Source organism: Rhodococcus sp. 05-2256-B1 (assembly GCF_002258465.1).
In the GTDB taxonomy this organism is placed as follows: Bacteria; Actinomycetota; Actinomycetes; order Mycobacteriales; family Mycobacteriaceae; genus Rhodococcoides; species Rhodococcoides fascians.
Genome location: NZ_NOZA01000017.1, coordinates 280,043 through 306,573 on the forward strand (window position 1 = coordinate 280,043; position 26,531 = coordinate 306,573).

The window sequence follows — 26,531 nt, forward strand, 5'->3', positions numbered from 1 at the left end:
GGCCGATCCGCAGGGTTGTGGTTCCCCTCTTCTTCGACCAGCGAAACCTAGCGTGTGGGCGCGCCGGGCCCGGCCCGTCGATCGGTGAGCGTCGGCCGAATCACACGAATGTCATTCGGCCCGACCGGTTTTGTTCGATATGCGAACGTCATCGAATCGAGACCGCCTGGTGTGGAATGTCTGAATCGGATAGGCCATAGTGAGGAAGTACCAACTGTCCCTTCAGTCACATCAGACTCACGGGTCACATCCCCTCAGCCACAGGAGTTGTCCATGCGACGTCTTGCCCGCACATCGATCCTGGCCTCGACGGCCGCCCTGGCCGCCGGCATCGGTGCGGTCGTCCTCGTACCCATGGCCTCGGCCGAGCCCGAGACCGAGCCCGCAATGCCACTCGGCTCCGCAGTTCTCGAAAGCCCCGACCTGGTGGTCTCGATGGCCACTGTCTGCGACACCGCAGTCGAGAAAGCCCCCGAGGGCGGCGTCGTCGCACTGCAGGTCAAGGTCGAGAACAAGGGTGCCGACGACGCGTCGAACGTCAACGTCAACTACGGCGCACTGCCGGGTCTGCAGGGTCAGAACACCGAGAAGACCATCAAGGCAGGCGAGGCAATGACGTACACCGTGCCGTCGGCCGATCGCGAATGGGTCGCTCGCCCTGCCGGCGCAGCTGCCTTCGCCAGCGCACTCGATGCCGACTTCATGAACAACATCACCGGTGGACTGCTCAGCTACAGCTGCATCCCCGCACCCGCCACCGAGCCTGCCGAGTAAATTTTCGTTCCGTACTTTCTCTCCCGCTGCGCCGCGACGATCCCCGCCGATCGTCGCGGCGTACTGCTGTGGAGGGGCTTCGCCCCATGTGCGTGGAACTTCGTAGCAGGGGTCGAGTTTTCACTCACCTGGGTCGTTCCGCAGGCTCCACTCCTACTCACATGCGGCGCAGCCGCTCCCTCGGGAACAAATTCGCCACACCCTCCGTTGTGCAGGTCAGCAGCCTTGAGTGGATGAGGCTCAAGTTGGAAGTTGACGCGATAGATCGCGTTGTGCAAACTTGAGCGGAGTTCGCTCACCCATGGACTGGAACCCACGCAACAACAGGAGGAAACATTATGGCTCGTGCGGTCGGTATCGACCTCGGGACCACCAACTCGGTCGTGTCCGTCCTCGAGGGCGGCGAACCGGTTGTCGTCGCCAACTCCGAGGGATCACGCACCACCCCGTCGATCGTCGCTTTCGCCAAGAACGGTGAAGTGCTGGTCGGCCAGCCCGCGAAGAACCAGGCGGTCACCAACGTCGACCGCACGATTCGTTCCGTGAAGCGCCACGTCGGCACGGACTGGACCGTGGAGATCGACGGTAAGAAATACACTCCTCAGGAAATCTCCGCGCGCACGCTGCAGAAGCTCAAGCGCGACGCCGAGGCCTACCTGGGTGAGGAAATCACCGACGCGGTCATCACCGTTCCCGCGTACTTCGAGGACGCACAGCGTCAGGCCACGAAGGAAGCCGGCCAGATCGCCGGCCTCAACGTCCTGCGCATCGTCAACGAGCCCACCGCGGCAGCTCTCGCATACGGCCTGGACAAGGGCGACAGCGAGCAGACCATTCTCGTGTTCGACCTCGGTGGCGGCACGTTCGACGTCTCGCTGCTCGAAATCGGCGACGGCGTCGTCGAGGTCCGCGCGACGTCCGGCGACAACCACCTCGGTGGCGACGACTGGGACGAGCGCATCGTGACCTGGCTCGTCGACAAGTTCAAGGCTCAGAACGGCATCGATCTGACCAAGGACAAGATGGCGCTGCAGCGTCTGCGTGAGGCCGCCGAGAAGGCGAAGATCGAACTGTCCTCCGGGCAGAGCACCTCGATCAACCTCCCGTACATCACGGTCGACGCGGACAAGAACCCGCTCTTCCTCGACGAGCAGCTCAGCCGCTCGGAGTTCCAGAAGATCACCTCCGACCTGCTCGACCGCACCCGTGCGCCGTTCCAGGCAGTGGTCAAGGACTCCGGCATCGCCGTCAAGGACATCGACCACGTCGTGCTCGTCGGTGGTTCGACGCGTATGCCCGCAGTCTCCGAGCTGGTCAAGGAACTCTCCGGTGGACGCGAGCCCAACAAGGGCGTCAACCCGGACGAGGTCGTGGCCGTCGGCGCTGCACTGCAGGCCGGTGTGCTCAAGGGTGAGGTCAAGGACGTTCTGCTCCTCGACGTCACGCCGCTGTCCCTCGGCATCGAAACCAAGGGTGGCGTCATGACCAAGCTCATCGAGCGCAACACCACCATCCCGACGAAGCGATCCGAGACCTTCACCACCGCTGACGACAATCAGCCCTCGGTGCAGATCCAGGTCTTCCAGGGTGAGCGCGAGATCGCATCGCACAACAAGCTCCTCGGCTCGTTCGAGTTGACGGATCTGCCCCCGGCTCCGCGCGGCGTCCCCCAGATCGAGGTCACCTTCGACATCGACGCGAACGGCATCGTGCACGTCACGGCCAAGGACAAGGGCACCGGCAAGGAGAACACGATCAAGATCCAGGACGGCTCCGGTCTGTCCAAGGAAGAGATCGACCGCATGGTCGCCGACGCCGAAGCTCACGCAGACGAGGACAAGGCTCGTCGCGAAGAGGCCGAGGTTCGCAACCAGGCCGAGTCCCTCGTCCACCAGACGGAGAAGTTCGTCAAGGACAACGAGGACAAGGTCGACGCCGAGCTCAAGGGCCGCGTCGAAACCGCCATCGCCGACGCCAAGACGGCACTCGCGGGCAGCGACATCTCGGCAGTGAAGACCGCCGTGGAGAAGCTGTCGAGCGAGTCGCAGGCTCTCGGCACCGCCATCTACGAGGCTCAGGCCAAGGAGCAGGGCGGCGCAGAGGGTGGCGCGCAGGCCGCTGACGACGGTGTAGTCGACGCAGAGGTTGTCGACGAGCCCGCCGACGACACGGACAAGAAGTGACGTCGGGTAACTCCGAGCAAGAACCGGTCACTTTCGTGGACAAGCGGAAGATCGATCCCGAGACCGGTGAAGTACGGGAAGGTGACGCAGTTCCGGAGCCCCTCGCGGGCACCGGTACTGCGCCCCAGCCCGGCTCGGTGGACGAAGGGACAGGCGAGATCGTGGTCGAGGCGGAGGACACGGAAGATCCGCGCGACACTCAGGTCGCCGAACTCACTGCCGATCTGCAGCGCGTGTCGGCCGAGTACGCCAACTACCGGCGTCGTACCGATCGCGAGAAGCAGACCGGGGCGGAGAACGCGAAGGCGTCCGTCGTCTCGCAGCTGCTTCCGGTTCTCGACGACCTCGAGCGAGCTCGCCAGCACGGCGATCTCGAAACCGGACCGCTCAAGGCCGTGGCGGACAAGTTGGCGGGGGTGTTCTCGAACATCGGTTTGAGCACCTTCGGGGCCGAGGGCGACGCCTTCGACCCGGCCATCCACGAGGCCGTCTCCCATGAGGGCGACGGCAGCAATCCGGTCGTCGGCACGCTGATGCGTCCGGGCTACAAGCTCGGCGAACGCGTGCTGCGTACCGCGATGGTCGGCGTGGTCGACAGTGCTTCCGAGGGCACGGCAACAGAAGAATCGGACGCACCTGCGTCCGACGAGCAGTAAAAAGAAATAGCGCGAGAGGAGGAAACGCCCGGTGAGCCAGCGGGAGTGGATCGAGAAGGACTTCTACAAGGAGCTGGGCGTTTCCTCCAGCGCTACTGCAGAAGAGATCAAGAAGGCGTACCGAAAGTTGGCGCGGGACAACCATCCCGACGCCAATCCCGGCAACGCCGCGGCCGAGAACAAGTTCAAGGCGGTCAGCGAGGCGCATGCCGTACTCGCAGACCCGGCCAAACGCAAGGAATACGACGAGGCCAGGCGGCTGTTCGCCTCCGGTGGCTTCGGTAGCCGCGGTGGAGGCGGATTCTCGCCCGGCGCAGGCGGATTCGGCGGCGGTGGCCAGACCTTCGATGTCGGCGACATTTTCGGCCAGGGCGGTGGCGGCGACGGCGGAATCGGCGATCTGTTCGGTGGCCTGTTCAATCGCGGCGCAGCCCAGCGCCCGCAGAGCAACCGTCCCCGACGCGGCAGCGATGTGGAAACCGAGACGTCGCTGCAATTCCGTGAAGCAGCGCAGGGTGTGACGGTCCCGTTGCGGCTGACCAGTCCGTCGTCGTGCACCACGTGCCACGGCAGCGGTGCGAAGCCCGGAACGAGCCCGCGGGTCTGCCCCAAGTGCAACGGCCAAGGTGTCGTCAACCGAAACCAAGGCGCGTTCGGGTTCAGTGAGCCCTGTGACGACTGCCGCGGCACCGGATCCATCATCGACGACCCGTGCGTCGACTGCCGCGGCACCGGAGTGCAGAACCGCACCCGCACCATCACCGTGCGAGTACCGGCCGGCATCAGCGACGGCCAGAAAGTACGACTCGCAGGCCAAGGCGAGGCCGGGCTTCGCGGAGCACCGTCCGGCGACCTGTTCGTCACCGTTCGAGTCAAGCCCGACAAGGTTTTCGGCCGCACCGGCGACGACCTCACGGTGACCGTGCCGGTCAGCTACGGCGAACTGGTCCTCGGCACCACTCTGTCGGTGCCCACCCTCGAAGGACGCGTGGGCGTCAAGGTGCCACCGGGCACCGTCGACGGCCGAGTACTACGGGTGCGTGGACGCGGCATCCCGAAGAAGTCCGGCGCAGGCGACCTGATGGTGACCGTCAAAGTTGCCGTCCCGCAGAAACTCGACGATGCTGCTACCGACGCTCTGAAGACCTATCTGGAAGCCGAGAAGGCCAGCGGATTCGACCCGCGGGCCGGGTGGGCAGGTGTGTGATGTCGGTCCCTCCCGAGGGCGGTTCCGCGAAAGCCGGTGGGGCGCAAGGTGATCCCGACGCGCAGATCTTCGTGATCTCCGTCGCGGCTCAGCTGGCCGGCATGCATGCGCAGACGCTGCGTACCTACGACCGACTGGGCCTGGTCATCCCGCACCGCACCACCGGCGGAGGTCGACGCTACACACCGCGGGACGTCGCACTGCTCCGTGAGGTGCAGCGACTCTCGCAGGACGAGGGCGTCAACCTCGCCGGTATCAAGCGCATCATCGAGCTCACCAACCAGGTCGAGGCCCTGCAGGCCCGAGTCTCGGAACTGGCGCAGGAGGTCGCGAACGTGCACGCGAGCTATCGCCGCGACCTGGTGCCGATCCAACGCAACGCCCTGGTGGTCTGGAAGCCGAAACACCAGCGCTGAGTTCGCCGCCTTCCCCGCAAGCGCGCGCGCGTTTGTCAGGTGCGCGCAGATTTGCCAGTGATTCGGTCACTAGTTCGCCGCCTTCCCCGCAAACGCGCGCGCATTTGTCAGGTGCGCGCAGATTTGCCAGTGATTCGGTCACTATTCCGCGCGCGTTCAGCAAACGCGCGCGCGTTTGCGGCATGGGCAGTGGCGAACCCCGCGCGCGTTTGCGGGGAAGGCGGCGAACCCCGCGCGCGTTTGCGAGACACCCGGCATCGACCCCTATCCTGGTCCGCATGCAGGCGTGGAATTCGACAGTCGTTCAGTACCATCGCCTTCGGAACGACCTCGCGGTGATCAGGCTCGAGGGCGACGCAATCCCGTTCAGGGCCGGGCAGTCGGTGTCCGTGACAGTTCCTCAGAACACTGCTCTGACGCGGCGATATTCGCCCGCCCTGCCGCCGTCGCTGGACGGCAAGCTCGAATTCCATGTGCGCGCGGTACCCGCGGGGTGGGTGAGCGGGTCGATCGTCAACGAGACCCGGCCCGGTCATGTCTGGCAGATCAGTGATCCGCAGGGCGGTTTGCACGTCGACGATTCCGGGCGTGACGTCGTCATGATCGCGGGCGGTACCGGCCTCGCTCCGTTGCGCGCGATTCTGCTCGATCTCACCCGCTGGGAGCGGCCGCCGAATGTGACGCTGTTCTTCGGCGGCAAGTCGCCGCGCGATCTCTATGCAAGCGACATGCTGTGGTTGATGGCGGCCGAGTTGCCGTGGCTGACCGTCGTTCCCGTCGTAGACCAGCTGCACGAGCCGTGGGCCTCGGACCGCTGGAACGATCGTATTCACGAGGAAATTGGTTCCAGCACATCATTTTTCGAGCCGGAGCACTGTTGGGAGGGTGCTATCGCCGACGTCGTCGCGGTGCAGGGGCCGTTCCCCGACAGTCAGATCCTGGTGTGTGGTTCACCCGGCATGGAGGCCGCGACCGTGCGCGCCCTCGTCGAGATCGAAACTCCGCTCGCAGACATTCGCCGCTGAAACCGAAGCCGAAGCTGAAGTCGAAGCAGAAGCACCGTCCCACCACATCAGGGCAGTCCCAATATCCGACGCAGATGCGCCAGGTCCTCCGGCGGTAGTGCCGTGAATTCCGGCGGAGGGGCGTCGGCGATCGCGCGGGCTTTCTCGGCGAGGCGGCGTCCGGTGTCGGTGAGTCCGATGATGCGTCGTCGACGATCGTGGGGGTCCTCGGTGCGCACCACCAGGTCTCGCTGTTCGAGTTCGCGCACGTTCAGAGATACGTAGGGCACGTCGGAGGCGAGCAGGTCGGCGAGTTCGGTGACCGTCCGATCGCCGGCCAACAGCTTGATCAGCAGTTTCGCCCGCAGGAAGCTCATCCCGGTGGCCTCGGCGACGGCCCGTCGAGTGTCGTGTACTTCGAGCATCAGCGCTCGCATCTCGCGCCAGATCTGCGCTGCTTCGCTCGTCATACGAGCACCGGTTGGTCGATACGTTCGGCGGTTGATCGTGCCCACCGGCCGGTGGTGACCAGCGCGAGCACGGTGACGACCACCCCGGCACCGGCGATGACGAACCAGGCGGGCACGGCGGCGGCGGTGAAGCCGTCGGAGATTTCTCCGACGATGCTCGCGGTGACGATCGAGCCCATGACGGCCACGCCGAGCGACTGACCCACCTGCCTGCTGGTCGACGCGATAGCCGAGGCCACGCCGGCTTGGCTGCGCGGCATCCCGGACACTGCGGTGTTGGTGATCGGGGCGTTGACCATGCCGAAGGAGATTCCGAAGATCACGTATGCCGTCGCCAACCAGGTGAAGGATGTCGTCGGCGTCGTTCTGGTGAGCATCAGCGCCGAGATCACGAAGCCGAGGCCGGCCACGAGCAGGGGGATGCGAGCCCCGAGGGTGCCGACGATGCGTCCCGATATCGGCGCGAAGATCAGCGTCATCAGTGCCATCGGCAGAGTGTAGAGACCAGCGTGCAGAGGTGAGTAGCCGCGAACGTCCTGCAGGTACAGCGTGTTGAGGAACAGGAACCCGCCGAGGGACGCGAACGCACACACGGCGATCACCGTAGCGCCACTGAACGGTGCACTGCGGAAGAATTTCAGCTGGATCAGCGGTTCATCGATTCGCGATTCGACCACCAGCAGCCCGACGAGAGAGCCGATCGCGACGGCACCCGTGAACACGATCAGCGGTGATCCCCAACCCTTCGCGGGACCTTCGATGATGGTGAAGACCAGGGACGCGAGGAACGCGAAGATGAGGAACTGACCTACCGGATCGAACTTCCTCGCGTGCTCGGCCTTGGATTCCGGGACGAACTTCAGTGTCATCGCCAAAGCAAAGATCCCGACGGGGACGTTGATCCAGAAGATGGACTGCCAGCCGGCGCTGGTGACGAGCACGCCGCCGAGTGCCGGTCCCGCGGACATCGAGATTCCGACGACGGCACCCCACATGCCGATCGCGCCGGCGCGCTCTTTGGGGTCGGTGAAGGTGTTGGTGATGATCGACATCGCGACGGGATTCATCATCGAGCCGCCGACGGCCTGCAGCATCCGGAAGGCGATGAGCCAGCCCAGCGACGGTGCGACGCTGCACAGCAGCGAGCCGAGCACGAACGTTCCGGTGCCGATCAGGAAGAAGCGTTTGCGGCCGTACTTGTCGGCCATCGAGCCACCGAGCATCAGCAGAGATGCCACGACCAGCGTGTATGCATCGATGATCCATTGCAGACCCGATACCGATGCATTCAGATCTGCGCGCATCGACGGCAGCGCGACGTTGACGATCGTGTTGTCGGTGCTGACGAGAAACAGGCTCAGGCAGCAGATCCCGAGCACGAGATATCGGTGTCGTCGAGTCAGCTCGGCCACGTGCACCTCCGCATATTTGCTTGTACATCTACAACTATTACATGAGTACTCCTAACTTGTTCGACGAGCAAGTGGCGTCGGGCTGGTCGGCGCCCGATAGGGTGTGTGTCACAGGCTTGCTCGACCCCCGATACCTGCTCGGTGAATGGAGAAAACAGTGGCTTCCGAGATCGCACCAGGCGACCTGGTTCAGGCGTCCGGGCATGCAGGCCCGTGGAAGGTGCTCGAGATTCGTCAAGGGTTGGCGTTGCTCGAGCATCACGACGGGCATCGGCTGTCGGTCCGTACGACGACGGTCGAGGTGGTGCGCAAGGCATCGCCGCGCGAGGGATCGGCTCCGCTGGAAGAGGCGGAGTCCGAGAGCCCCTCGCTGTTCGACGAGACCTGACCTAGCGCCGCCCACCGTCGGCTGCGTACTTCTGCCGTAGCGACTTGGTCATCTGCTTGTATTCCCTCAGCTTCTCGCTGCGCGCCCGCGCATCGTGGCGCGACGTTGTCCAGGCGTTCTCCCGCAACAGCTTTCGGTAGTTACCCAGCCGGCGTTCGGTGAGTTCGCCTGCCTCGACGGCGGCGAGAACGGCGCAACCGGGCTCGTGTGCGTGCGCGCAGTCGCCGAAACGGCACAGTGCGGCCAGCTCGTCGATATCCGAAAAGGCGCTCGCCACTGCGTCTTCCGATCCTTGTACGCCCACCGATCTCAATCCGGGAGTATCGAGCAGGGTCAGTCTCAGCCGTGGTACCGGAATCAATTCCCGACGCACCGTCGTGTGTCTGCCCTTGGCGTCCGCCTCGCGAGTGGTGCCGGTGGCGAACGCGGTGCTCCCGATCAGAGCGTTGCCGAGAGTCGATTTACCCGATCCCGACGGCCCGATGAGCGCGACCGTGCCGTGCAGATGTGCTGTCAGTGAGTCGATTCCGTCGGCCGACACCGCGCTGGTGCTGCAGACGGTGACACCCGGCGCGGCGGCCAGGACGGACTCTTCGGTGACGCGTCCGCTGTCGGTCTTGGTGATCGCGACGACGGGTACGCCGCCGCTGCCCCACGCCAGCGTGAGGTAGCGCTCGACGCGACCGAGGTCGAGGGCCGTGTCCGACGCGACAGTGACCACGACGGTATCGACGTTGGCACCGAGAACCTGTGCGGCCGAGGTCGATCCAGCGCTGGCGCGAACTATGGCCGTCCGGCGGGGCAAGATGTCGATCAGCCGGAACGATTCCGCGTCCAGTGCCACCCAATCCCCGGTGCAGATGCCGCCAGGAGTGGAGCCTGCGGAACGACCGCTGACACTGCCGGTGCCGCGCGCGATTCCGTGCTCGGTGACGGCGTCGAATTCACCGCGGTCGACGCGAACCACGCGAGCGAGAACTGCGCTGTGAGAATGCTGTTCGAACTCGTCACGCCAGTGTTGGTCGAGTCCGTATTCGAGTAGAGAAGACATGCGAGAAGTCCTTCGTGGAGGAGGTGTGAGGGCTCGGGTGTGTTCTCGTCCAGGTGGCCACGATGCCCACCTCCTCACTTCTCGAATGCACAAAACCGTCGACGGCAAACTAGCAGCCGTCGACGGTGGGGGTAAAGCGATTTATCTGACGAGGTTGGTGCCCTCGGCCGGTTGCGCCAGAGCGGACAGGAACGAGCGAGCCCAGCGGTCGACGTCATGGGCGAGAACCTGCCGACGCATGGCTCGCATGTGACGCTTACCTGCCTCGGGTTCCTGTTCGAGCGCTCCGGTGATGGCGTCCTTCACGCTGTCCAGATCATGGGGGTTGCACAGGTACGCCTGGCGCAATTCTGCAGCAGCACCGGTGAATTCGCTGAGAACCAGCGCGCCACCGAGGTCGCTGCGGCAGGCCACGTACTCCTTGGCGACGAGGTTCATGCCGTCGCGTAGGGGAGTGACCAGCATGACGTCGGCAGCGACGAAGTAGGCGAGCAGGTCCTCGCGGGGAATGGGACGGTGCAGGTAGTGGACCACCGGGTGGCCCACCTGGCCGTACTCGCCGTTGATGCGTCCCACCTGCTGTTCGATCTCACCGCGCATGGCGACATAGCTCTCGACGCGTTCACGGCTGGGCGTCGCCAATTGCACGATGACGTTCTCGGCCGGATCGACTCGGCCTTCTTCGAGCAACTCTCGAAATGCGTTGAGCCGAACGTCGATTCCCTTGGTGTAATCCAGTCGGTCGACGCCGAGCATGATCCGTTTCGGATTGCCCAGGTCTTTGCGCAACTGCTTGGCGCGGTCCCGGACGGCCTTCGTGCGCGACTTGGTGTCGAGGTCACCGGAGTCGATGGAGATCGGGAACGCTCCGACGCGTACGGTCCGGAACCCCACCTGGACGACACCGAGCTTGGATCGCACACCGACGGTTCCGCGTGAGGTGGTTCCCCCGGCGAGGCGTCGGGCAAGGTAGAGGAAGTTCTGCGCGCCGCCGGACAGATGGAAACCGATCAGGTCGGCACCGAGCAGTCCTTCGACGATCTCGGTGCGCCACGGCATCTGCATGAACAGCTCGATCGGTGGGAACGGGATGTGCAGAAAGAAGCCGATGGTGAGATCGGGCCGCAGCATCCGCAGCATCTTGGGCACCAGCTGGAGCTGATAGTCCTGAATCCACACCGTCGCACCCTGCGCGGCTGCCTCGGACGTCTTCTCCGCGAAGCGGCGGTTGACTTCGACGTAGGCGTTCCACCAGTCGCGGTCGTACTCGGGCTTGACGATGACGTCGTGGTAGAGCGGCCACAGCGTGGCGTTGGAGAAGCCCTCGTAGTACTGGGTGTATTCCTTCTCGCTGATCGGCACCGGACGCAGGTGCAGGTCGTCCTCGACGAACGGCTCCACGTCGACGTCGGATACGCCGACCCATCCCACCCAGGCACCCTTGTTGGCGCGCAGGATGGGCTCGAGCGCGGTGACCAGCCCGCCGGGGCTGCGCTTCCATCGCGTGCTTCCGTCGGGAAGTGTCTCCAGATCGACCGGCAACCTGTTGGCTACGACGACGAAATCCGAACCCTGCGAGGCGTCAGCCACAACTGTCCAATCCGCTTGTTGATCCCTGGGTAATCAGCCCTGCGAAAACCTGTCAGTCGGTCTTCGCTACGGGGTCTATACCCAGCATCGACAACAACATGCGGCACTCGTCTGCATCGGTCGCATACGCGGCGACGACGCGCTGGGCCTGACTGGCGGTCTCGTACTCGAGTGGGACGATGTCTTCGTCGGCGATGTCGTTGTCGGTCGATGTCTTGGCAGGCATGGTGATCTCCGTACTCTCTGCTGGACTTACTCGGTGTTCGCTGGAGCCAACTCTATGTAAATGTGACACCCCATCGCCACTTCCCGATGCCATAGGCTGCAGCGAATGACCGATTCTGTCTCGCTTCACCATGCTCGAAACGTGGTGGAGGCACCTTTCCCGGCCACCGGTGGCGCGATTCTGCGCCGCACCGTACGACGTCGTCGCACCCGCTTGATCGTCTCGTCCCTGCTGTTCGGGGTGCATCAACTATGCGAAACGATGGTTCCGGTCGCGATCGGTCTGATCGTGTCGCGGGCGATCGACACCGGCGACGTAACGGCGATGATCGTCTCGTTGGTCGGTCTCGCGGCTCTGTTCGTCACACTGTCCTACGCCTGGCGCATCGGTGCCCGCATCATCGTCGTCGCCATCGAGCGTGAGGCCCACGATGTGCGGGTGGAGGTCGCCGGCCGCGTTCTCGACCCACGCGGACTGCGCACCGATCTGTCGGCCGGGGAATTGCTGACGGTCTCGACGTCCGATGCCGAGAAGGAATCGTGGATTCTCGACCTGATCGCGCGAGTCTTCGCGTCCGCAGTGGCGGTGGTCGCGTCCGCGGTGGCATTGCTGATCATCGACATTCCTCTCGGCCTGGCCGTCGTGATCGGTACTCCGGTGATTCTGATCGCGCTCCAGCGTCTCGCCCCGTTGCTCACCCGCGCGGCCACCGCACAGCAGGCCGAGATCGCCGGGGTCTCGGGAATGGCCACCGATCTGGTCAGTGGAGTGCGTCCGCTGCGCGGAATCGGAGCAGAGGACGCCGCGACTCAGCGGTTCGTGACGTCGAGCCGAACGGCACTGGCGGCCACGCTGAGGTTGGCCCGCGCCAACAACGTCTATCAGGGCCTGGCGGCGGCGGTCAACGCGTTGCTCGCCGTCGGAATCGCCGGTACCGCAGGCTGGTTCGCGTTGCAGGGTCGCATTTCGGTCGGCGAGCTGATCACCGTCATCGGGCTCTCGCAATTCGTCATCGAACCGCTGACCGGGTTGTCCAAGGTCCCCGGCGTGGTGGCGATGGTGCGTGGCTCTGCCGATCGGCTCGCACTCGTACTCGGTGCCGACCACGTTCTGCCGCAATCGGATTCCGCTGTGCCCTCGGGTACCGATCTCACCGTCGACGAGGTCGGGTTCCGTTCGCTCGACGGCCTCACCTTCTCGGCCGCACCCGGCGAGATGCTCGGAATCGTCGCCTACCGGCCGCAGGACGGGGAGGCACTCGCCCAGGTGCTCTCCGGTCAGATCTCCGAGTCCGACTACACCGGAACGGTACGGATCGGCGGCATCGCAACAGGGAACATCGATCTCCGACGCGCCCGCGAGACCGTGCTCGTCGAGCCGCACATCACCGACCTGTTCGCCGGTACCGTCCGCAGCAACGTCACCGCAGGTCGCGCGCAGCCCGACGCCGAACTCGACCGCGTGCTCGAGGCCTCCGCGGCCACCGACGTCGTCGAACTGCACGAAGCCGGACTCGACCACGCCGTCACCGACCGCGGTGCCAGCCTCTCCGGTGGCCAACGTCAACGGGTCGCGTTGGCGCGGGCCCTGTCGGTCGACGCCCCGGTGCTGGTGCTGCACGACCCCACCACCGCGGTCGACGCCGTCACCGAGCACACGATCGCGCGCGGCATCGCCGAGCTGCGACACACCGGCAGCGCCGCGCAGACCACGATCCTGATCACCACCAGCCCTGCGCTGCTGTCGGTGACGCATCGCGTACTCGTGGTCGACGACGGCCGCGTCGTCGCCGAAGGAACCCACCACGATCTCGCGTCCTCGGACGCGCAGTACAAGGAGACGGTGCTGCGATGACCGCCCCCGAACTTCTTCCCATCGCCACCGGTGCCCGGTCGGGCCGATGGCTGTTGGAACAGCTGCGCCTGCGCAAACTCCGTACCGCGGTGACGTTGCTGCTCGGCGCAGTGGCCGCGGCGATGTCACTTGTGCCGGTCTACGTGCTCGGCGTCCTGGTCGACCGCGTCCGCGACGGGGCCGACTCGTCGACCATCGTCGGGGTCGTCGTCGTGATCGCGGTGGCAGCGGTCATCGGCGGTGTCGTCACCGGGTTCAGCGGCTACCTGATCAGTACCCTGGGCGAGGGCATCCTGGCGTCGCTGCGTGAGGCGGTCGTTCGACGCGCTCTCCGCCTGCCGGTGGCCACACTGGAGCGAGTGGGCAAGGGCGACTTGCTCTCCCGCGTCGGCGACGACGTCGCAGTGATGGCCAAGTCGATCGGCGAAGTGATTCCACAGCTCGTCGGAGCATTCTTGCTCGTGTGCCTGAGCATGATCACGATGCTCGGAATCGACTGGCGTCTGGGGCTTGCCGGTCTGGTGGCATTGCCGATGTATGTCCTCGCACTGCGCTGGTATCTGCCCCGATCGGCTCCGCTGTACGCGGCCGAACGAGTCGCTATGGGCGAGCGGGCGCAGTCCTTCGTCAGCAGCATGCAGGGCGCAAAGACGGTGCGCGCCTACGGACTCGAAGCGGAGCACCTCGGTGAGGTGGATCGAGCGTCGGCGAAAGCCCGCGACATCGGCGTCGACGTCTTCCGCCTGTTCACCCGTTTCGGCTCACGCAGTAACCGCGCCGAATGTGTCGGTCTGTCGGTGATCCTGCTGGCCGGATTCCTGCTCGTACGAGGCGATTACGTGACCGTCGGTGAGACCACGGCCGCGGCGCTGCTGTTCCATCGCCTGTTCAATCCGATCGGCACCCTGCTCTTCACGTTCGACGACATCCAGTCTGCCGGAGCTTCTCTGGCCCGACTGGTCGGTGTCGTCGACATTGCCGACGAGCGGCCGGTGGGCGACGGCTCCGTGCCTGCCGACGCCACCCTCGATGTCGTCGACCTGCGCCACTCGTACGACGGGGGTCACGAAGTACTGCACGGGGTCGACCTGCGTGTCGACGCAGGTGAGACGGTCGCGCTCGTGGGATCCACCGGTGCCGGGAAGTCGACGATCGCGGCCATTGCGGCCGGGTCCATGGCGTCGACGTCGGGCACGGTTCGTGTCGGCGGCGCGTCGCTGGACTCGTTGGGCCACCAGGGTTTACGCCGGCATGTCGCGATCGTCAGCCAGGAAGTGCACGTCTTCGCCGGCCCTCTGATCGACGACGTGTTGCTCGCGGCACCGGACGCCGGCCGCGACGACGTGGAAGCCGCACTGCGGACCGTCGGTGCCTGGGGATGGGTCGAGGCGCTCGAGAACGGCCTCGACACCGCCGTCGGCGAGGGCGGTCACCAGTTGACCGCGGCGCAATCGCAGCAATTGGCTCTGGCGCGGCTGGTTCTCGCCGATCCGGCTGTCGCGGTGTTGGACGAGGCCACCGCCGAGGCCGGCAGCTCCGGTGCCCGTGAGCTCGAACTGGCTGCGGAGGCGGCGACGAGAGGCCGCAGCACATTGGTCGTGGCGCATCGCCTCACCCAGGCCGCTGCAGCGGACCGCGTCGTGGTGCTCGAGCACGGGAAAATCGTGGAGCAAGGTCCGCACGACGAGTTGGTCGCTGCCGGTGGGCGTTACGCAGAGCTGTGGGAGGCGTGGCAGGGCCGCTGATTGCTCTAGCAATTTGCCTATAGCTATTAGTTTTGGCTACGGTGTCCTCGGAAGATGGAGGAGGCCGACATGGCACGCGCAGGATTGACCGCGCAGCGCATCGTGGCAGCAGGAGCGGATCTGGCCGACGAGGTCGGCTTCGATCGCGTGACTGCAAGTGAGTTGGCGCGACGCTTCGACGTCAAAGTGGCGAGTCTGTATTCGCATCTGAAGAGCGCGCATCAGCTTAATGTCGGCATCGCTCTGCTGGCGTTGGAAGAACTGGCCGACCGGGTGGCAGAAGCGTTGGCGGGCAGGGCAGGCAAGGACGCGTTGGTAGCAGTGGCCGACGCGTACTTGATCTATTCGCGCGAACATCCCGGCCGGTACGCGGCCACTCAATTTCCTCTCGACCACGAGACGGCGATCAACAGTGCCGGGGTGCGGCACTCGGCGATGATGAAGGCAATTCTTCGTGGGTATCACCTGAACGAGGCCGATCAGGTGCACGCTGTTCGATTGTTGGGCAGTGTCTTTCACGGTTTTGCCAGCCTCGAAGCGGCCGGCTCGTTCGCTCACAGTGCACCCGACTCGCAAGAGTCGTGGGCCCGAATCCTCGACGGAATCGACACACTCCTACGGCAATGGAGGCAGGAACAATGAAGCCGATCTCCGAACGCGACATCAGATCGTCGTTCGTCAACTCGTCCAAGGGCGACGCCACTCGGCTTTCCCTCCCCGATATGTTCGACGAAGTGCCGTGGGAGGATCTCGATTTCCTCGGCTGGGGCGACCCGAAGCTGGCGGGACGGAGCTACATCGTCGTACCGCAGGAGGATCGACTCCGGGGAATTGCGTTGCGATACAAGGCAGGTGGCCCACGGACTGCGCAGATGTGCAGCATCTGTCTCACCACCCACGCCAACGGCGGTGTGTCGCTGATGGCCGCTGCGAAGGCAGGGGAGTCCGGGCGACGCGGCAACACCGTCGGTACCTACATCTGCTCGGATCTCGCGTGTTCTCTGTACGCACGCAAGAAGAAAACACCGGCCCTGGGACGACAGTTCAAGGAGGACTTCGACGTCGACACCCGCACGGCGACGGTGAAAGACAATATCGACGCATTCCTCGCTCGTATTCTCGGCTGATCGTCGCTCCGCTCCCGTCGTGCGCGTTGTGCGCCCTCAGAGGTACGCACAACGCGCACGACCTAGCTCTTTTGGCTGGACCGCTGTGGCCGCAAAGCTGTGAAAAGCCAGGCCGCTGCCGCGACAATTGCAAGTCCCCAGCCCGCAATGCCGGCCCCGGGGAAGTCCAGTCTTGGGACGGCTAGAACCCCGAAGATCACCAGAGTGGCGAACAGCGGCGAGAGTCTGTGCCGGGCGCGGTTGGGTGGACTGGACTCGGGTCCCGTTTGTCGCATGCGCATCTACCCGCCTTGTCGATGTGTTCGGCGAACCTACAGTAAACCGGGCAGTCGGGCTTCGCTGGTGCGCCCCGGTCGATGCTCTGAGAGTGTGGCACCAACGGTTGCAGCGCGCACCAGCCCCGCACCGAGAACACGGTGCGGGGCTGGAAGAGGTTGTTGCTGAGCTCGATTCGAAAAATCGGGCTGTCAGTCCTTGTTCTTCTCCGCGATGAACAGCTTCTCGATGCGCTCTGCCTCGTCCTTTTTGGCGTCGGCTTCCTCGGATCGCTCTGCGGCCTCGGCCAATTCGGCCTCGGACGGTGCTGCTGCCAACTTCTCCTGCTTGTCGACCTGGGCCTGCTGAGTTTTCTTGCGGTCCTCGGCTGCCTTGGCCGCCGCGGCAGCTTGCTCGTCGGCCTTTTTCTTCTTTGCAGCCGCTTCGCGTTCGGCTTCCTGGGCGGCCTCGCGCTTGCGCTGCTCGGCCTCCTGTCGCGCGTCGCGGGCGGCTTCCTGGGCTGCGGCGTCGGCGGCCCGCCGGTCCTGCTCGGCGGTCTCACGAGCCGTCTTCAGGTCGGCGTCCGCAGCAGTCTTCTTCGCACGTGCCTCGGCGTCCAGGCGTGCTGCTTCGGCGCGGTTCTCGGTGCTGTCGACCAGCGTCTCGCCGCGATCGGCAAGGCTTCTGTCTCCCAACAGGTTTCCGACGGCACGATCGAGGGATCCGAGCGTGTGCTCGTAGGCGAGCCGCGCCGGTGATTCCGCATCCATCTTCACGACGACGTTGGTCTCGATGAGCTGCAACGGAATTCGTGCGATCTTGTACTGAAGTCTCAGGATGGTCAGTGGTAGGGCCAAAACACTCATGTAGTCGAACTCCTAGATCAGCAGTGGTGGGTCAAGCCTGGTTGCGAAGCTCTTCGGCTTTCTTGCGGTCGGCCTCGGCCTGCAGCAACGCTTCCTGGTGCTTCTGCGCAGCCACCATTTCGTCCGCATCTGCCGCGGCCTGCTCGGCTTTACGCTCCTCGGTCGCTTCGATCTGTTCGGCCGTGGCATCGACCTCAGCTGCCGCTCGTTCCTGCGCCACGGTCTCACGCTTGTTCTGCTCGGCCGCGGCCACCTGGGTCTCTCGAACGCGATCTGCGTTCGTCTCGGCAACTGCTGCGTTCTCCTCCGCGGCCTCGCGTCGACTGTCTGCCGCAGTCCGCACGTCGGCCAGCTCCTCGGCGGCCTCGGTGGCCTGTGCATCGGCGACGCGTTCGGTGGCCTGCGCCTCCTTGCGTTCGCGGGCCTGAGCGGCCTGCAGTTGGCCCTCGGCCGTCAACGAGTCGTTGCCGGTGACAGCGCCGACGACCTCTTTGGCTTTGCCCTTGATCCCGTCGAGCATTCCTTTGCGTGCTTCGCCCGCTACGTTCTCGTCAGTCATGTAACTGCAGGTACCCACTGGCTGTTCGAGTAACCCCACGTCGACCTCGGACGATACGATCGCCGACGAAAGCATCAGCAGTGAGGAGACGTATGCCTATCGCGAAGATCAACGGCATCGACGTGAACTACCAGGTCAAGGGCAGGGGCGACCTGGTCGTTCTGATAATGGGCACCGGCAGTCCCGGCCGAGTGTGGGAACTGCATCAGGTACCGGCCCTCCTGGCGGCCGGCTACCGGGTCTGCACCTTCGACAACCGCGGTATCGCGCCGTCGTCGGAAAGTGCGACCGGTATCACCATGGACGCCATGGTCGCCGACACCGAGGGCTTGATCGAACTGATCCGCGACGGTGCCGAGAAGGCCTTCGTCGTCGGAACGTCGATGGGCTCTCGCGTCGCGCAGGAGTTGGCTCTGAAGCGTCCCGATCTGGTTCGCAAGGCGGCATTCCTGGCCGGGCACGCGCGGGTCGACGAGTTCCAGAAGACGCTCGCCCAGGGCGAGCGGGCGCTCTACGACAAGCGCGTCGAGCTGCCGGGCACGTACTCGGCCGCGGTGACGGCGGTGATGAACCTGTCGCCCGCCACGTTGCGTGATGCGCGAACGGCTCGCGATTGGCTCGATCTCTTCGAGTTCTCGGCGTCCTCACCATCCGCGGGGGTGCGCGCGCAGCTGGGCATGGACGACGATTTCGACCGCACCAACGCCTATCGGGCAGTGTCGGTGCCGTGTCTGTCGGTCGGGTTCGCCGACGATCGGATGATCCCCGCCTACCTGGGCAAGGAGCTCGCCGACGCGATTCCGGGGGCTCGATACGTGGAGATCGCGGACGCCGGGCACTACGGATATCTCGAGCGTCCCGAGGCCGTCAATGCGCACTTGCTCGACTTCTTCAAGGCCTGACGCCACCTGAGCACGACCTGCGTTGCTAGGGTCGTGTGGCACCTCACGGTGCAGACTTACCAATCAAACGTTCGCGACGAGTGAGGCGAGATGAGTACCAACCCGTTCGATGACGAAGACGGACGCTTCTTCGTGCTGGTCAACGACGAAGATCAGCATTCGCTGTGGCCGACGTTCTCCGAGGTCCCTCAGGGGTGGCGTGTCGTCTTCGGTGAAGACACCCGCGCTGCGTGCCTGGAGTACGTCGAGAAGAACTGGACCGACATGCGTCCGCGCAGCCTGCGTGAGGCCATGGAGGCCGACGCAGCTGCTCGCGCAGGTGCTGAGGGAACCCCCAGCACCGAGGCTTGAGTTCCGCCTTCTACGAAGGACCCGTACCGCGCCGCCGACGAACCGTCGGTCGGCGCGGTTCTTCTCTGCGGCGAAGCGTCGGGCGCAGTAGTTCCTCGGTGCGTGCCAGGATCCGGGGTCGACGCAGTGTTCGCGCACCCCACTCGCCCAATGTGACGCCCGCAGCCAGACCACAGCCGATGCCGAACGCCGCGAAGAGCGAGCTGATACCGAGCAGCAACTGGTCGTTGAGAATCGCGTACAGACCTCGGTAGAGCGAGAGACCGGGCAGCAACGGAGTGATACCGGCGACGGCAACGATGAGCGGCGGAATGAGCGCTCGACGTGCGAGGAGACCACCGGCGAATCCGACGACCGTGGCCGCGATGGCAGACGCGATGATCGGACCCACAGCCAACGTCTGCGACATCAAGTAGACGAGTGCGCCCGCGAAGCCGCCCATGAACGCTGCCGTCAGTGCGCGTCGCTCGGCGTAGCAGGCGAGCGCGTAGAACAGAGACGCGGCCGCGCCGGCCAGGACCTTGGTGGGCACCTGTGTGATGTCCGGGGGAGGCAGGTTGCTGATCTGCGGCAGATCACTCCCGATCAGAGCAGCCAGCCGCAGCGACGTGGCAACGCCGGCAATGATGCCGCCCGTCATCATCAACACTTCGAAGAATCTGGCCGACGCGGTGATCGGTGCCCCGGTGATCGCGTCCTGTACCGAGCCGACGAGCGAAAGCCCCGACAACAGCACCGTGACCCCGGCACCGATGATCACCGACGGGGATATGTCGATATTGAGCTGATCCTGAAAGTTGTACAGAGTGATCGCCGGGGTGGCAGCGACGAATCCGCCGACCACCTGCTGAAAGAAGAAGGGCAGTCCGGCGCGGTTGAGGATGCGGCCGATTCGGTCGATCACCATCGTCGTCAGGAAGCTGACGACCGCCACCAACGCGCCGCCGCCGAGCAACACACCGATCGCCGCCGCCATGCCCGCCCACGCGAAGGTCGCGATCCACCGGTTGTACGGGTGAGGGGCCGAGGTGATCTCGTCGAGGCGATCACGCGCGATGCTCGCCGGGACCACCTTGACGCGCACCGAGCGAATAAGTCGGTCGACCGCGGCCAGCCGTGTGAAGTCCATCGAGCGGTAGTGAACGATGCGCATCGTCGACGCCGGCGGCCGCGTCGGACCGCGATGTGCGCTCAGCGTGATCGAGTTGTACGTGACGTCGACATCGCATCGCGCGAGGCCGTACGTCGCGGCGATGAACTGAACCTGCGTCGCCGTATCCACAGCAGACGTGCCCGACGCCAACAACACCTCGCCGACACGAACGGCCAGCTCGAGGACCTCGGCGACCGTCGCGTCGTCCGTCAGATCGATAGGGCGAAGAGGTGACGGCGCGGCGGTCGGTGTATCGATGGTGGCCCGACGCTCACCGGTGAGACGGCTCAGCGAAGCCGTCAGGTCTTGCAGGAAAGTCATGACCGTCTTTACGTTGCTGGGGTGATCCACCGACAAGGTACCTGTTGTCGCTGAGCGTCCGTTGAACGGTATGCTTGGCTCGCTTCACTGCCTCCTTAGCTCAGCGGTAGAGCACTCGCCTTGTAAGCGAGCGGTCAACGGTTCAATCCCGTTAGGAGGCTCCACTGAAAATTGGGTCTGAACTGGCCGTTTGTGCTAGCTCTAATGAAATTCATCGCCGATTAGGCGAGCTCGGTGTCACAGAATGTCACAAGTGCTCCAGAACTCGCCGAAACAGCGCCTGGTGAGACCGCCTGCTCCTATGTGGACGGTTGCGGACAAACGCCGGTCAACGCGCATCGTCGGATGGCTCGTCGCGAGGCCGGACGAGTGACTGCAACGTATCGGCCGCGCCCAGTAGCGCATGGTTCTGGGAATGGACGTAGGTGCGCATTGTGAATGCGTTGTCCGAGTGCCCGAGCCATGCCGAGATCACGGCAATCGGCACACCTTGAAGGTGCAGCAGAGTCCCACACGTGTGGCGCGCGTCGTGGAGGCGGATGTCGGACACATCGCTGTTGGTGCATAGCCTGCGCCAATAGTCGCTGACCGTATCGGGATGAAAAGGTCGCCCTACAGCGTCGGACACGACGTAGGTGCCGGGGCCGACGTAGGTCGAACTCTTCCGTTCCACACCCTGCAAGCGGTGTGCAGTCTCGAGTGCGGATTTGAGGGCCGGCGTGAGGGGAAGCGTGCGCTTGGACCTTTCTGTCTTCGGCGGGCCCTCTACGACGCGTCCATTGACCGAGACTCGCGTGTTGTTGATTGTCAGGCTGCCGGCGTGAAGATCGACATCGTTCCATCGAAGCCCGCACAGCTCACCGCGTCGGAGGCCGCTCAGAGCAAGCAACCAGGCGTGGCCGTTCCGGTCTGACGTCGATGCTTCCAGGAGGCGTTGCACTTCGTCCTCCGTGAATGTCTGCATCTCGACGTGCACACGGGGCGCGCGGTCGACGAGCGCGGCGACGTCTCGAACCAAACGCCCTTCTCGCATCAGCCCGGTGAGGACCGCGCTTACAAGGTTGAGCATCGGATTGATCGAAGTGGCCTTCCAAGGACGTCGCAGTTGGCCATCGGGCTTGACCGAGCTGCCGGCCAACAGATCGTTCACCAGAGCGTCCAAGTGACCTTTGGTCAACTTCTGCACCGATAGCGTGCCGTAAGTATCGCGCAGCGGTTGAAGGGCATGGGTGTACGCGGCTTTAGTGGACTCTCGTACGCGTCGTCCGGCAAGCCACTCAGCGCAAGCCTCCTCGACCGTGGTGGTCGAGGAGGGAACGAATGTCCCCTTCGAGACTTCCTCGAGCACCTTGGACAGGGCTGCGCGAGCGTCCTTCTCCGTAAGAAATCGACGACGCAACTGCGTTCGCTTCGACGCCCGGGTGCCGGTGGCGTCGGCACCACCAGCGTCGACGGTCATTTGATACCGCAACTCGGTACTGCCTGTAGACCGATTGGTGACGTAGATCTTTTTGATCTGTGGCGGCAGTTGCTGCCTAGCCATCCTCTTCGTCCTGCGTGTTCATGCCCAGTTCGGTCATCCGTCTAAAGAGCTCTTCCGAACGCCGTCGAGCATCCTCGTACAGATATTGCATCGACTCGATGTGCTCAGCTGATTCATTCTTGGAAAGGCCGTTTCGGAGCTGCACCCGGGCGCGCCGCATCGCCTTCAACGCATCAAGCCATTCACGAGTGATCCCAACGCGATCGTTCTTCGGGTCGAAGGTGTCACGCACCCACATTTCGAAAGGAGCGTCGGATTCCTCCTCTGACCAGTCGGAGCTCGGCCGCATCAGCCCGGCCTCCCCGCTGAACCAGCGAAGGGCATCGTGAGACTCCTGCTGGAGCCCTGGGAGTACTTCGACTCTTCCCTTGGGGAGGTCCGGATAGACCAGTTGTGCCGGTGAGACTCCCAGTGCCGCAGCCAAAATCAAGAGTTCCGAGACGTCCAAGCTCTTCTTGCGTCCGGTCTCCAAGTCCGCGACTACAGATCGCGAGATCCCCCACCCGAAGTCAACCGTCCTGTCGGCAAGCTTTGCTGCGGACAGAGCGGAGTGGTCTTTGCCTCGAAGTCGGCGCACTTCCGAGGCGACCCGGGCAACGATCGATTCCGCCCACGACTGCGTCATGGTTACGCAGTCTAGCGGAGAATGTCTCACCGTTGTGGGATGGCTACGTACTTGTTACTCTGTGGTGGAACCACGTGGACTGACCAGAAATGTCCTGCGGAATGTGGCTCTACTACACAATTCAGTGGAGGTGCTGAAGATGCCCAGACGGTTGTTGTCTGTCCCGGAGGCTATGGCTTGCACGGGACTTGGACGTTCCAACTTCTTCAACAAGATCGCGTCCGGAGAAATCCGGAGCGTGAAGGTCGGCAAGCGCCGGCTGATCCCGGATACGGCCATCGATGAGTATATCGAGGGTCTCGAGGCACAATCCGATGCCAGCTCAGGCGTCGCGTGAGGCCCAAAGCCAATTGTCCCTCAGGAAACTAAAACGCCCCCGGAAGATCTCAGTGTTACCAGCACTGAGGCCGAGGGCGTCGAAACCACAACCCGTGAGGAAGGAGCTTCGCCACCGATCATAGAGCGTCTTGATAAGTCATTCAAGACATTTCGCCGAGTCACCGTTCTCCGCCCTCGATTTCGGTCAGGGGCCGAGCGGGCGATGACGCATGTTTCGACCCGCGACAGCGCGGTCGAGTTCTTCTGCTCGCGCCGCACAAACCTTGGCTACGGAACTTCCTAGCAAGGCCTGATGTGCCGCAGCAGCGTCGTTTTCTGGCAGAGCCCGACGAAACACCAGCCTGCCGCCGGCCTGTGCACCCTTTGTAAATCCTCGGAGACCGGCCCCGAGGCACCACCAGCTCGACTGATCATCGAACCGGTGGCGATACCGATTAGCCGCGCGCCCACTGAGGCGCGGGGCTATCGGGCGTGGAGCGGACAACGTGGGTGCGGAAATTGGCTCAGGGCCATGGGGGGTCCGGAGGGAACGAACGAAGTCCCTTGTCTTTCATACGTCACCACTATGGAGGTACCAGTTGAGTGCTCGACCCATCTGCAATGCTGACATCACTGAGTTGCCTGGCATGGCGAACCGTCATTCAGACCTCGATTTTTCAATCCGTGCCGCGCTATTGCTCGTACCCGTTGTGTACGCAAAATCCTCGACGATGCAACCAGGGCAACACACTTGGTTTCTTGGACACGAGCGCAGCAGCCCGCCGGTGGAAGCCGCTCCCGCTAGCGGTACGGCGGCGTTGCCCGCCAGTCCAATACTTGAATTACCCGCAAAGAGTGCCTCAGATGACTTGCCGGCGACGGGCGTCATCCATCCTGCGAGGGTTACACCTCCATTACCCACAAAGGATGCGAGTCGCGCACGGGATCTATTGGCGGTAAACGCTTCTCATACCCCTAAGGAGCGCCTTTCGCCTATGGCGCGCGACTCACGCATCGAACCCCTTTCCGGCAATACATCTACCACTTCTATGGGGCACGACTCATCCCTCGGTTCCAAGGCGTGCATGACATCCCATTCCCGCTATACCGCCAGTTCGTCCCATTCATTCATGGAAAGTGAGACCCACCAGGCCCGCTGACATCTTTGCGTTCTGCAACCAGAAGGGCGGAGTGGGCAAGACCACCACCGTCTTTCACCTCGCCTACGCCGTTGCCCAAGCGGGGAAGCGAGCACTCGTTATCGACGTGGATCCGCAAGGCAACGCCAGCACAGTCCTGACCAGGACCGAGCTCGCGAGTGACGATGTCGGTGTCGCCGACGTTCTCGCCGAGTCGTCGAACGCGACCATCGCCGATGCTGTTGTCAACACCATCTGGCCTGGCGTAGACCTTGTACCCACGGTGCCGGGAAACGAGTCCCTGGCCTATGTCCGCGATCAACTGGTCGTCGCCGGTGCCGGCCGAGAACGGCGGCTTCGCGACGCAATCGACGTCGTACGCGGCGCGTACGACGTGATCCTCATCGATTGCCCACCTAGCCTCGATCTGCTGACCATCAACGCCCTTGTTGCAGCGCGCGCCGCCGTCGTCGTGACTCAGTCCTCGCTGTTCTCAGCCAATGGACTCGCGCGATTGCTGCGCACCATCGACGCAGTCAAGCGCAGCTACAACCCGGACCTCGACATGCTCGGGGCGATCGTCAATCTCCACGAGATCGCGACGATCAGCGGTCGAGAACAACTGATCGAGATCGCCGCAAGCATCAACGTCCTCGGCGATGCCGTTCCCAAGCGGGTTGTCATCAAAGACTCGATGGAGGCCCAAACCAGCCTGATCGACTGGGGGACAACACATTCTCGCAGCCTGTCGACGATCTATCGCGACACTCTTGCGCTGCTCACAAAGGGACAGCTGTGATGGCCCGGCCCGAACGTATGAAGAGCGCACTCGCCGGATCGAGCCCGGTCGATCCGCCGGAGAACTCGCGGCAGTCCCACGACACTGTTTCGTCGGCCGAGACCGGTGAGCAACCGACACCGGACAACGCAAAACAGAAGCGTTCGTACTACCTCTACCAGTCCACCGTCGACGATCTTCTCAACGCAGCCGAAGCGCTGTCCGCAACGCCCGGCGCGCCGCGAGGCCCGTCGGATCTCGTCAATGCGGCAATCGAAGACTACCTGGAGTTGTTGCGCAACAGATTCAACGACGGTGCGCCGTTCCCGCAACGAACGGGCCCTCTCGCACGAGGACCGAGAATCCGATGAGCCGATCACACTCCGCGGCAACCCCGTTGACAACGAAGCCGTCAGACGTCGTCGCGGTCCATCCAGCGATCTTGCAGTGGGCCCTCGCAACGGCCGTTGCGCTGACAGTAGGCATCGCCGGGGCGTCCTTCTGGCTCAGTTTCGCTGTGTTGCGTGATCTCGCGGTGATGGCTGGGATAGGTCCCGGCGAAGCGTGGGTGATTCCAATCGTGTTGGACGGCGCAATTATCTCGACAACCGTGACAGCCATAGCGCTGTCCAACCACACGGACAACCGCACGATCAAGGGCCGTCGCTTCGTCGTCACGATTTTGCGTGTAGCCGCATCGGCGTCGATTGCGGGTAACTCGTACCACGCAGTGTGGAGTGCGACCTTGCTTCCGGCCGTAGTCTCGGCGGGTATTGCCACCATTGCACCTATTGCGCTCCTTGCGATGACGGAAGTGCTGGCCGTCATCCTTCGTGCGCCCCGCGGAGCCGTCAGAGTGGAACCCGCTCTAAGTGCTGCCACAGAGGAGCCGGACTGGACAGACACCGAGTTCAGCCAAGAAGGCCCCAGCCCGAGCCGGGATGCTTCAGAGGGCGAGGACGGCCTGTGGGGAGAACACATCGACGCGGCGGGCTTGGAACGACGACAGGTAGACGCCCTCACGCCCGAAGTTGCGGAGACAGCGCGGCTCCGACACGCCCACCGCGAATGGTCGTGGGCACGAATCGGTAAAGAAACGGACGGCTCCGTTGCATCGACCGCGATGCGCCGATATCGGAAGTGGGAAGAAGTCACCGCAGGGATCGTCGATGGCCACCAAGATGGGCATTCCAAGTTCGATGACAAGCCAGCCAGCGAGCGTGACCGCATGTCTGCAGGATAGAAGTGCTACCGCGACATCGAGCCTGGTTCCTTATCCGTCGCTCCCGCGCAATCGCCCCAGGCTGTTGATGGCTGTGAGGTGGTCGCGCCCGCATGGCTCAGTCTGCGTCGAGGCGCGCGCTGCCCTGGGACCACCTCCGGCGGTCTCCGGTTTGAGCTCCGCTGCGCTCCGCACAGCAGAGAGAACAATTTCTTTCGCACATCTGGCTCCGATCGAGCATGCAACACCCTGACCCGTCTTACCCAACCCTGACTCCGCGTTGCTCCGGCCCGATGGGCTCCGAAAACTTTTCAAAGCGCCTGCGGCTGAAAACTTTCCGGATCAGGGCCAGGACGCCGGTCCAGTGCGCCGCCTTCTCTCCTTCGAGCCAGATGA

Annotated in this window: 27 protein-coding genes and 1 tRNA gene; 18 read left to right on the forward strand and 10 right to left on the reverse strand. The window is 64.0% G+C overall.

The window, feature by feature from the left end:
• Positions 1-273 precede the first annotated feature (273 nt).
• The 6 genes from CH285_RS09545 (at position 274) to CH285_RS09570 (ending at position 6,261) form a co-directional block, all read left to right on the forward strand.
• Positions 274-774, forward strand: a complete 501-nt coding sequence (locus tag CH285_RS09545; RefSeq protein WP_032366878.1) for a hypothetical protein — start codon at positions 274-276, stop codon at positions 772-774.
• 338 nt (positions 775-1,112) lie between these two features.
• Positions 1,113-2,957, forward strand: a complete 1,845-nt coding sequence (gene dnaK / locus CH285_RS09550) for a molecular chaperone DnaK (RefSeq protein WP_027495655.1) — start codon at positions 1,113-1,115, stop codon at positions 2,955-2,957.
• On the forward strand, positions 2,954-3,613 hold the full coding sequence (gene grpE, locus CH285_RS09555) for a nucleotide exchange factor GrpE (RefSeq protein ID WP_032381454.1): 660 nt from the start codon (positions 2,954-2,956) through the stop codon (positions 3,611-3,613). The genes dnaK and grpE overlap by 4 nt, the downstream gene beginning before the upstream one ends.
• A gap of 31 nt (positions 3,614-3,644) precedes the next feature.
• Positions 3,645-4,820 (forward strand): molecular chaperone DnaJ, encoded by a 1,176-nt coding sequence (gene dnaJ / locus CH285_RS09560; protein WP_027495657.1) that lies wholly within the window; start codon positions 3,645-3,647, stop codon positions 4,818-4,820.
• Positions 4,820-5,236, forward strand: coding sequence for a heat shock protein transcriptional repressor HspR (locus CH285_RS09565; protein ID WP_045841157.1), 417 nt, complete (start codon positions 4,820-4,822; stop codon positions 5,234-5,236). The genes dnaJ and CH285_RS09565 overlap by 1 nt, the downstream gene beginning before the upstream one ends.
• 278 nt (positions 5,237-5,514) lie before the next feature.
• Positions 5,515-6,261, forward strand: coding sequence for an FAD-binding oxidoreductase (locus tag CH285_RS09570; protein WP_032371879.1), 747 nt, complete (start codon positions 5,515-5,517; stop codon positions 6,259-6,261).
• 47 nt (positions 6,262-6,308) lie between these two features.
• Here the strand turns inward: CH285_RS09570 and CH285_RS09575 are convergent, their stop codons facing one another.
• The gene (locus CH285_RS09575; protein WP_032371880.1) at positions 6,309-6,710 is read right to left on the reverse strand and encodes a MarR family winged helix-turn-helix transcriptional regulator; all 402 of its coding nucleotides are present in this window, start codon (positions 6,708-6,710) and stop codon (positions 6,309-6,311) included.
• Positions 6,707-8,122, reverse strand: coding sequence for an MFS transporter (locus tag CH285_RS09580; RefSeq protein ID WP_032372059.1), 1,416 nt, complete (start codon positions 8,120-8,122; stop codon positions 6,707-6,709). The genes CH285_RS09575 and CH285_RS09580 overlap by 4 nt, the downstream gene beginning before the upstream one ends.
• Before the next feature lie 157 nt (positions 8,123-8,279).
• Between CH285_RS09580 and CH285_RS09585 the strand changes: the two genes are divergently transcribed.
• The gene (locus CH285_RS09585) at positions 8,280-8,510 is read left to right on the forward strand and encodes a hypothetical protein (protein WP_032372060.1); all 231 of its coding nucleotides are present in this window, start codon (positions 8,280-8,282) and stop codon (positions 8,508-8,510) included.
• Between the two features lies 1 nt (position 8,511).
• On the opposite strand, the gene rsgA is transcribed toward CH285_RS09585, so the two are convergent.
• From rsgA to CH285_RS27880, 3 genes are all read right to left on the reverse strand, one after another.
• Entirely contained in the window at positions 8,512-9,561 is a 1,050-nt protein-coding gene (gene rsgA, locus CH285_RS09590) for a ribosome small subunit-dependent GTPase A (protein ID WP_032371881.1), read from the reverse strand.
• A gap of 141 nt (positions 9,562-9,702) precedes the next feature.
• The gene (locus CH285_RS09595) at positions 9,703-11,151 is read right to left on the reverse strand and encodes an alpha,alpha-trehalose-phosphate synthase (UDP-forming) (RefSeq protein WP_027495664.1); all 1,449 of its coding nucleotides are present in this window, start codon (positions 11,149-11,151) and stop codon (positions 9,703-9,705) included.
• 52 nt (positions 11,152-11,203) lie between these two features.
• Positions 11,204-11,377, reverse strand: coding sequence for a hypothetical protein (locus tag CH285_RS27880; protein WP_008710019.1), 174 nt, complete (start codon positions 11,375-11,377; stop codon positions 11,204-11,206).
• 105 nt (positions 11,378-11,482) lie between these two features.
• On the opposite strand from CH285_RS27880, the gene CH285_RS09600 reads away from it, so the two are divergent.
• From CH285_RS09600 to CH285_RS09615, 4 genes are all read left to right on the forward strand, one after another.
• Positions 11,483-13,231 carry an ABC transporter ATP-binding protein gene (locus CH285_RS09600; protein WP_176458447.1) on the forward strand — a complete coding sequence of 583 codons (1,749 nt, stop codon included), beginning with the start codon at positions 11,483-11,485 and terminating at the stop codon, positions 13,229-13,231.
• On the forward strand, positions 13,228-14,976 hold the full coding sequence (locus CH285_RS09605; RefSeq protein ID WP_032371882.1) for an ABC transporter ATP-binding protein: 1,749 nt from the start codon (positions 13,228-13,230) through the stop codon (positions 14,974-14,976). The genes CH285_RS09600 and CH285_RS09605 overlap by 4 nt, the downstream gene beginning before the upstream one ends.
• 69 nt (positions 14,977-15,045) lie before the next feature.
• The gene (locus CH285_RS09610) at positions 15,046-15,618 is read left to right on the forward strand and encodes a TetR/AcrR family transcriptional regulator (RefSeq protein WP_094643531.1); all 573 of its coding nucleotides are present in this window, start codon (positions 15,046-15,048) and stop codon (positions 15,616-15,618) included.
• Positions 15,615-16,103 (forward strand): FBP domain-containing protein, encoded by a 489-nt coding sequence (locus tag CH285_RS09615; protein ID WP_032389806.1) that lies wholly within the window; start codon positions 15,615-15,617, stop codon positions 16,101-16,103. The genes CH285_RS09610 and CH285_RS09615 overlap by 4 nt, the downstream gene beginning before the upstream one ends.
• Before the next feature lie 467 nt (positions 16,104-16,570).
• Here the strand turns inward: CH285_RS09615 and CH285_RS09620 are convergent, their stop codons facing one another.
• Positions 16,571-17,224, reverse strand: coding sequence for a hypothetical protein (locus CH285_RS09620; RefSeq protein WP_032389807.1), 654 nt, complete (start codon positions 17,222-17,224; stop codon positions 16,571-16,573).
• A 31-nt stretch (positions 17,225-17,255) separates the two neighbouring features.
• Positions 17,256-17,783, reverse strand: a complete 528-nt coding sequence (locus CH285_RS09625; protein ID WP_032389865.1) for a hypothetical protein — start codon at positions 17,781-17,783, stop codon at positions 17,256-17,258.
• A gap of 92 nt (positions 17,784-17,875) precedes the next feature.
• Between CH285_RS09625 and CH285_RS09630 the strand changes: the two genes are divergently transcribed.
• Together CH285_RS09630 and CH285_RS09635 are read left to right on the forward strand one after the other, a co-directional pair.
• On the forward strand, positions 17,876-18,685 hold the full coding sequence (locus CH285_RS09630) for an alpha/beta fold hydrolase (protein WP_032389808.1): 810 nt from the start codon (positions 17,876-17,878) through the stop codon (positions 18,683-18,685).
• Between the two features lie 90 nt (positions 18,686-18,775).
• On the forward strand, positions 18,776-19,036 hold the full coding sequence (locus tag CH285_RS09635; protein ID WP_027495672.1) for an MbtH family protein: 261 nt from the start codon (positions 18,776-18,778) through the stop codon (positions 19,034-19,036).
• Between the two features lie 10 nt (positions 19,037-19,046).
• Here CH285_RS09635 and CH285_RS09640 read toward each other — a convergent pair whose 3' ends face one another.
• Positions 19,047-20,510, reverse strand: a complete 1,464-nt coding sequence (locus tag CH285_RS09640) for a threonine/serine ThrE exporter family protein (protein ID WP_032371887.1) — start codon at positions 20,508-20,510, stop codon at positions 19,047-19,049.
• An 89-nt stretch (positions 20,511-20,599) separates the two neighbouring features.
• Here CH285_RS09640 and CH285_RS09645 point away from each other — a divergent pair.
• Positions 20,600-20,674, forward strand: a tRNA-Thr gene (locus CH285_RS09645).
• A gap of 164 nt (positions 20,675-20,838) precedes the next feature.
• Here CH285_RS09645 and CH285_RS09650 read toward each other — a convergent pair.
• Positions 20,839-22,053, reverse strand: coding sequence for a tyrosine-type recombinase/integrase (locus CH285_RS09650; RefSeq protein ID WP_032371888.1), 1,215 nt, complete (start codon positions 22,051-22,053; stop codon positions 20,839-20,841).
• Positions 22,046-22,678, reverse strand: coding sequence for a helix-turn-helix domain-containing protein (locus CH285_RS09655; protein WP_032371889.1), 633 nt, complete (start codon positions 22,676-22,678; stop codon positions 22,046-22,048). Before CH285_RS09655 ends, CH285_RS09650 begins: the two co-directional genes overlap by 8 nt.
• A gap of 124 nt (positions 22,679-22,802) precedes the next feature.
• Between CH285_RS09655 and CH285_RS09660 the strand changes: the two genes are divergently transcribed.
• The 4 genes from CH285_RS09660 (at position 22,803) to CH285_RS09675 (ending at position 26,156) form a co-directional block, all read left to right on the forward strand.
• Positions 22,803-23,015: a helix-turn-helix transcriptional regulator gene (locus tag CH285_RS09660; RefSeq protein WP_230074464.1), complete on the forward strand. Its 213-nt coding sequence runs from the start codon at positions 22,803-22,805 to the stop codon at positions 23,013-23,015.
• A gap of 1,118 nt (positions 23,016-24,133) precedes the next feature.
• Positions 24,134-24,934, forward strand: a complete 801-nt coding sequence (locus CH285_RS09665) for a ParA family protein (protein ID WP_094643440.1) — start codon at positions 24,134-24,136, stop codon at positions 24,932-24,934.
• Positions 24,934-25,284, forward strand: coding sequence for a hypothetical protein (locus CH285_RS09670; protein WP_094643441.1), 351 nt, complete (start codon positions 24,934-24,936; stop codon positions 25,282-25,284). Before CH285_RS09665 ends, CH285_RS09670 begins: the two co-directional genes overlap by 1 nt.
• Positions 25,281-26,156, forward strand: coding sequence for a DUF2637 domain-containing protein (locus CH285_RS09675; protein ID WP_094643442.1), 876 nt, complete (start codon positions 25,281-25,283; stop codon positions 26,154-26,156). The genes CH285_RS09670 and CH285_RS09675 overlap by 4 nt, the downstream gene beginning before the upstream one ends.
• Positions 26,157-26,531 lie beyond the last annotated feature (375 nt).

What these genes read in the sequence shown, in the direction of transcription:
- CH285_RS09545 (WP_032366878.1), top strand. Translation starts at nt 274, where the DNA reads ATGCGACGTCTTGCCCGCACATCGATCCTGGCCTCGACGGCCGCCCTG.
- dnaK (WP_027495655.1), top strand. Translation starts at nt 1,113, where the DNA reads ATGGCTCGTGCGGTCGGTATCGACCTCGGGACCACCAACTCGGTCGTG.
- CH285_RS09565 (WP_045841157.1), top strand. Translation starts at nt 4,820, where the DNA reads ATGTCGGTCCCTCCCGAGGGCGGTTCCGCGAAAGCCGGTGGGGCGCAA.
- CH285_RS09570 (WP_032371879.1), top strand. Translation starts at nt 5,515, where the DNA reads ATGCAGGCGTGGAATTCGACAGTCGTTCAGTACCATCGCCTTCGGAAC.
- CH285_RS09575 (WP_032371880.1), bottom strand. Translation starts at nt 6,710, where the DNA reads ATGACGAGCGAAGCAGCGCAGATCTGGCGCGAGATGCGAGCGCTGATG.
- rsgA (WP_032371881.1), bottom strand. Translation starts at nt 9,561, where the DNA reads ATGTCTTCTCTACTCGAATACGGACTCGACCAACACTGGCGTGACGAG.
- CH285_RS27880 (WP_008710019.1), bottom strand. Translation starts at nt 11,377, where the DNA reads ATGCCTGCCAAGACATCGACCGACAACGACATCGCCGACGAAGACATC.
- CH285_RS09600 (WP_176458447.1), top strand. Translation starts at nt 11,483, where the DNA reads ATGACCGATTCTGTCTCGCTTCACCATGCTCGAAACGTGGTGGAGGCA.
- CH285_RS09605 (WP_032371882.1), top strand. Translation starts at nt 13,228, where the DNA reads ATGACCGCCCCCGAACTTCTTCCCATCGCCACCGGTGCCCGGTCGGGC.
- CH285_RS09610 (WP_094643531.1), top strand. Translation starts at nt 15,046, where the DNA reads ATGGCACGCGCAGGATTGACCGCGCAGCGCATCGTGGCAGCAGGAGCG.
- CH285_RS09615 (WP_032389806.1), top strand. Translation starts at nt 15,615, where the DNA reads ATGAAGCCGATCTCCGAACGCGACATCAGATCGTCGTTCGTCAACTCG.
- CH285_RS09620 (WP_032389807.1), bottom strand. Translation starts at nt 17,224, where the DNA reads ATGAGTGTTTTGGCCCTACCACTGACCATCCTGAGACTTCAGTACAAG.
- CH285_RS09625 (WP_032389865.1), bottom strand. Translation starts at nt 17,783, where the DNA reads ATGACTGACGAGAACGTAGCGGGCGAAGCACGCAAAGGAATGCTCGAC.
- CH285_RS09630 (WP_032389808.1), top strand. Translation starts at nt 17,876, where the DNA reads ATGCCTATCGCGAAGATCAACGGCATCGACGTGAACTACCAGGTCAAG.
- CH285_RS09635 (WP_027495672.1), top strand. Translation starts at nt 18,776, where the DNA reads ATGAGTACCAACCCGTTCGATGACGAAGACGGACGCTTCTTCGTGCTG.
- CH285_RS09640 (WP_032371887.1), bottom strand. Translation starts at nt 20,510, where the DNA reads ATGACTTTCCTGCAAGACCTGACGGCTTCGCTGAGCCGTCTCACCGGT.
- CH285_RS09650 (WP_032371888.1), bottom strand. Translation starts at nt 22,053, where the DNA reads ATGGCTAGGCAGCAACTGCCGCCACAGATCAAAAAGATCTACGTCACC.
- CH285_RS09655 (WP_032371889.1), bottom strand. Translation starts at nt 22,678, where the DNA reads ATGACGCAGTCGTGGGCGGAATCGATCGTTGCCCGGGTCGCCTCGGAA.
- CH285_RS09670 (WP_094643441.1), top strand. Translation starts at nt 24,934, where the DNA reads ATGGCCCGGCCCGAACGTATGAAGAGCGCACTCGCCGGATCGAGCCCG.
- CH285_RS09675 (WP_094643442.1), top strand. Translation starts at nt 25,281, where the DNA reads ATGAGCCGATCACACTCCGCGGCAACCCCGTTGACAACGAAGCCGTCA.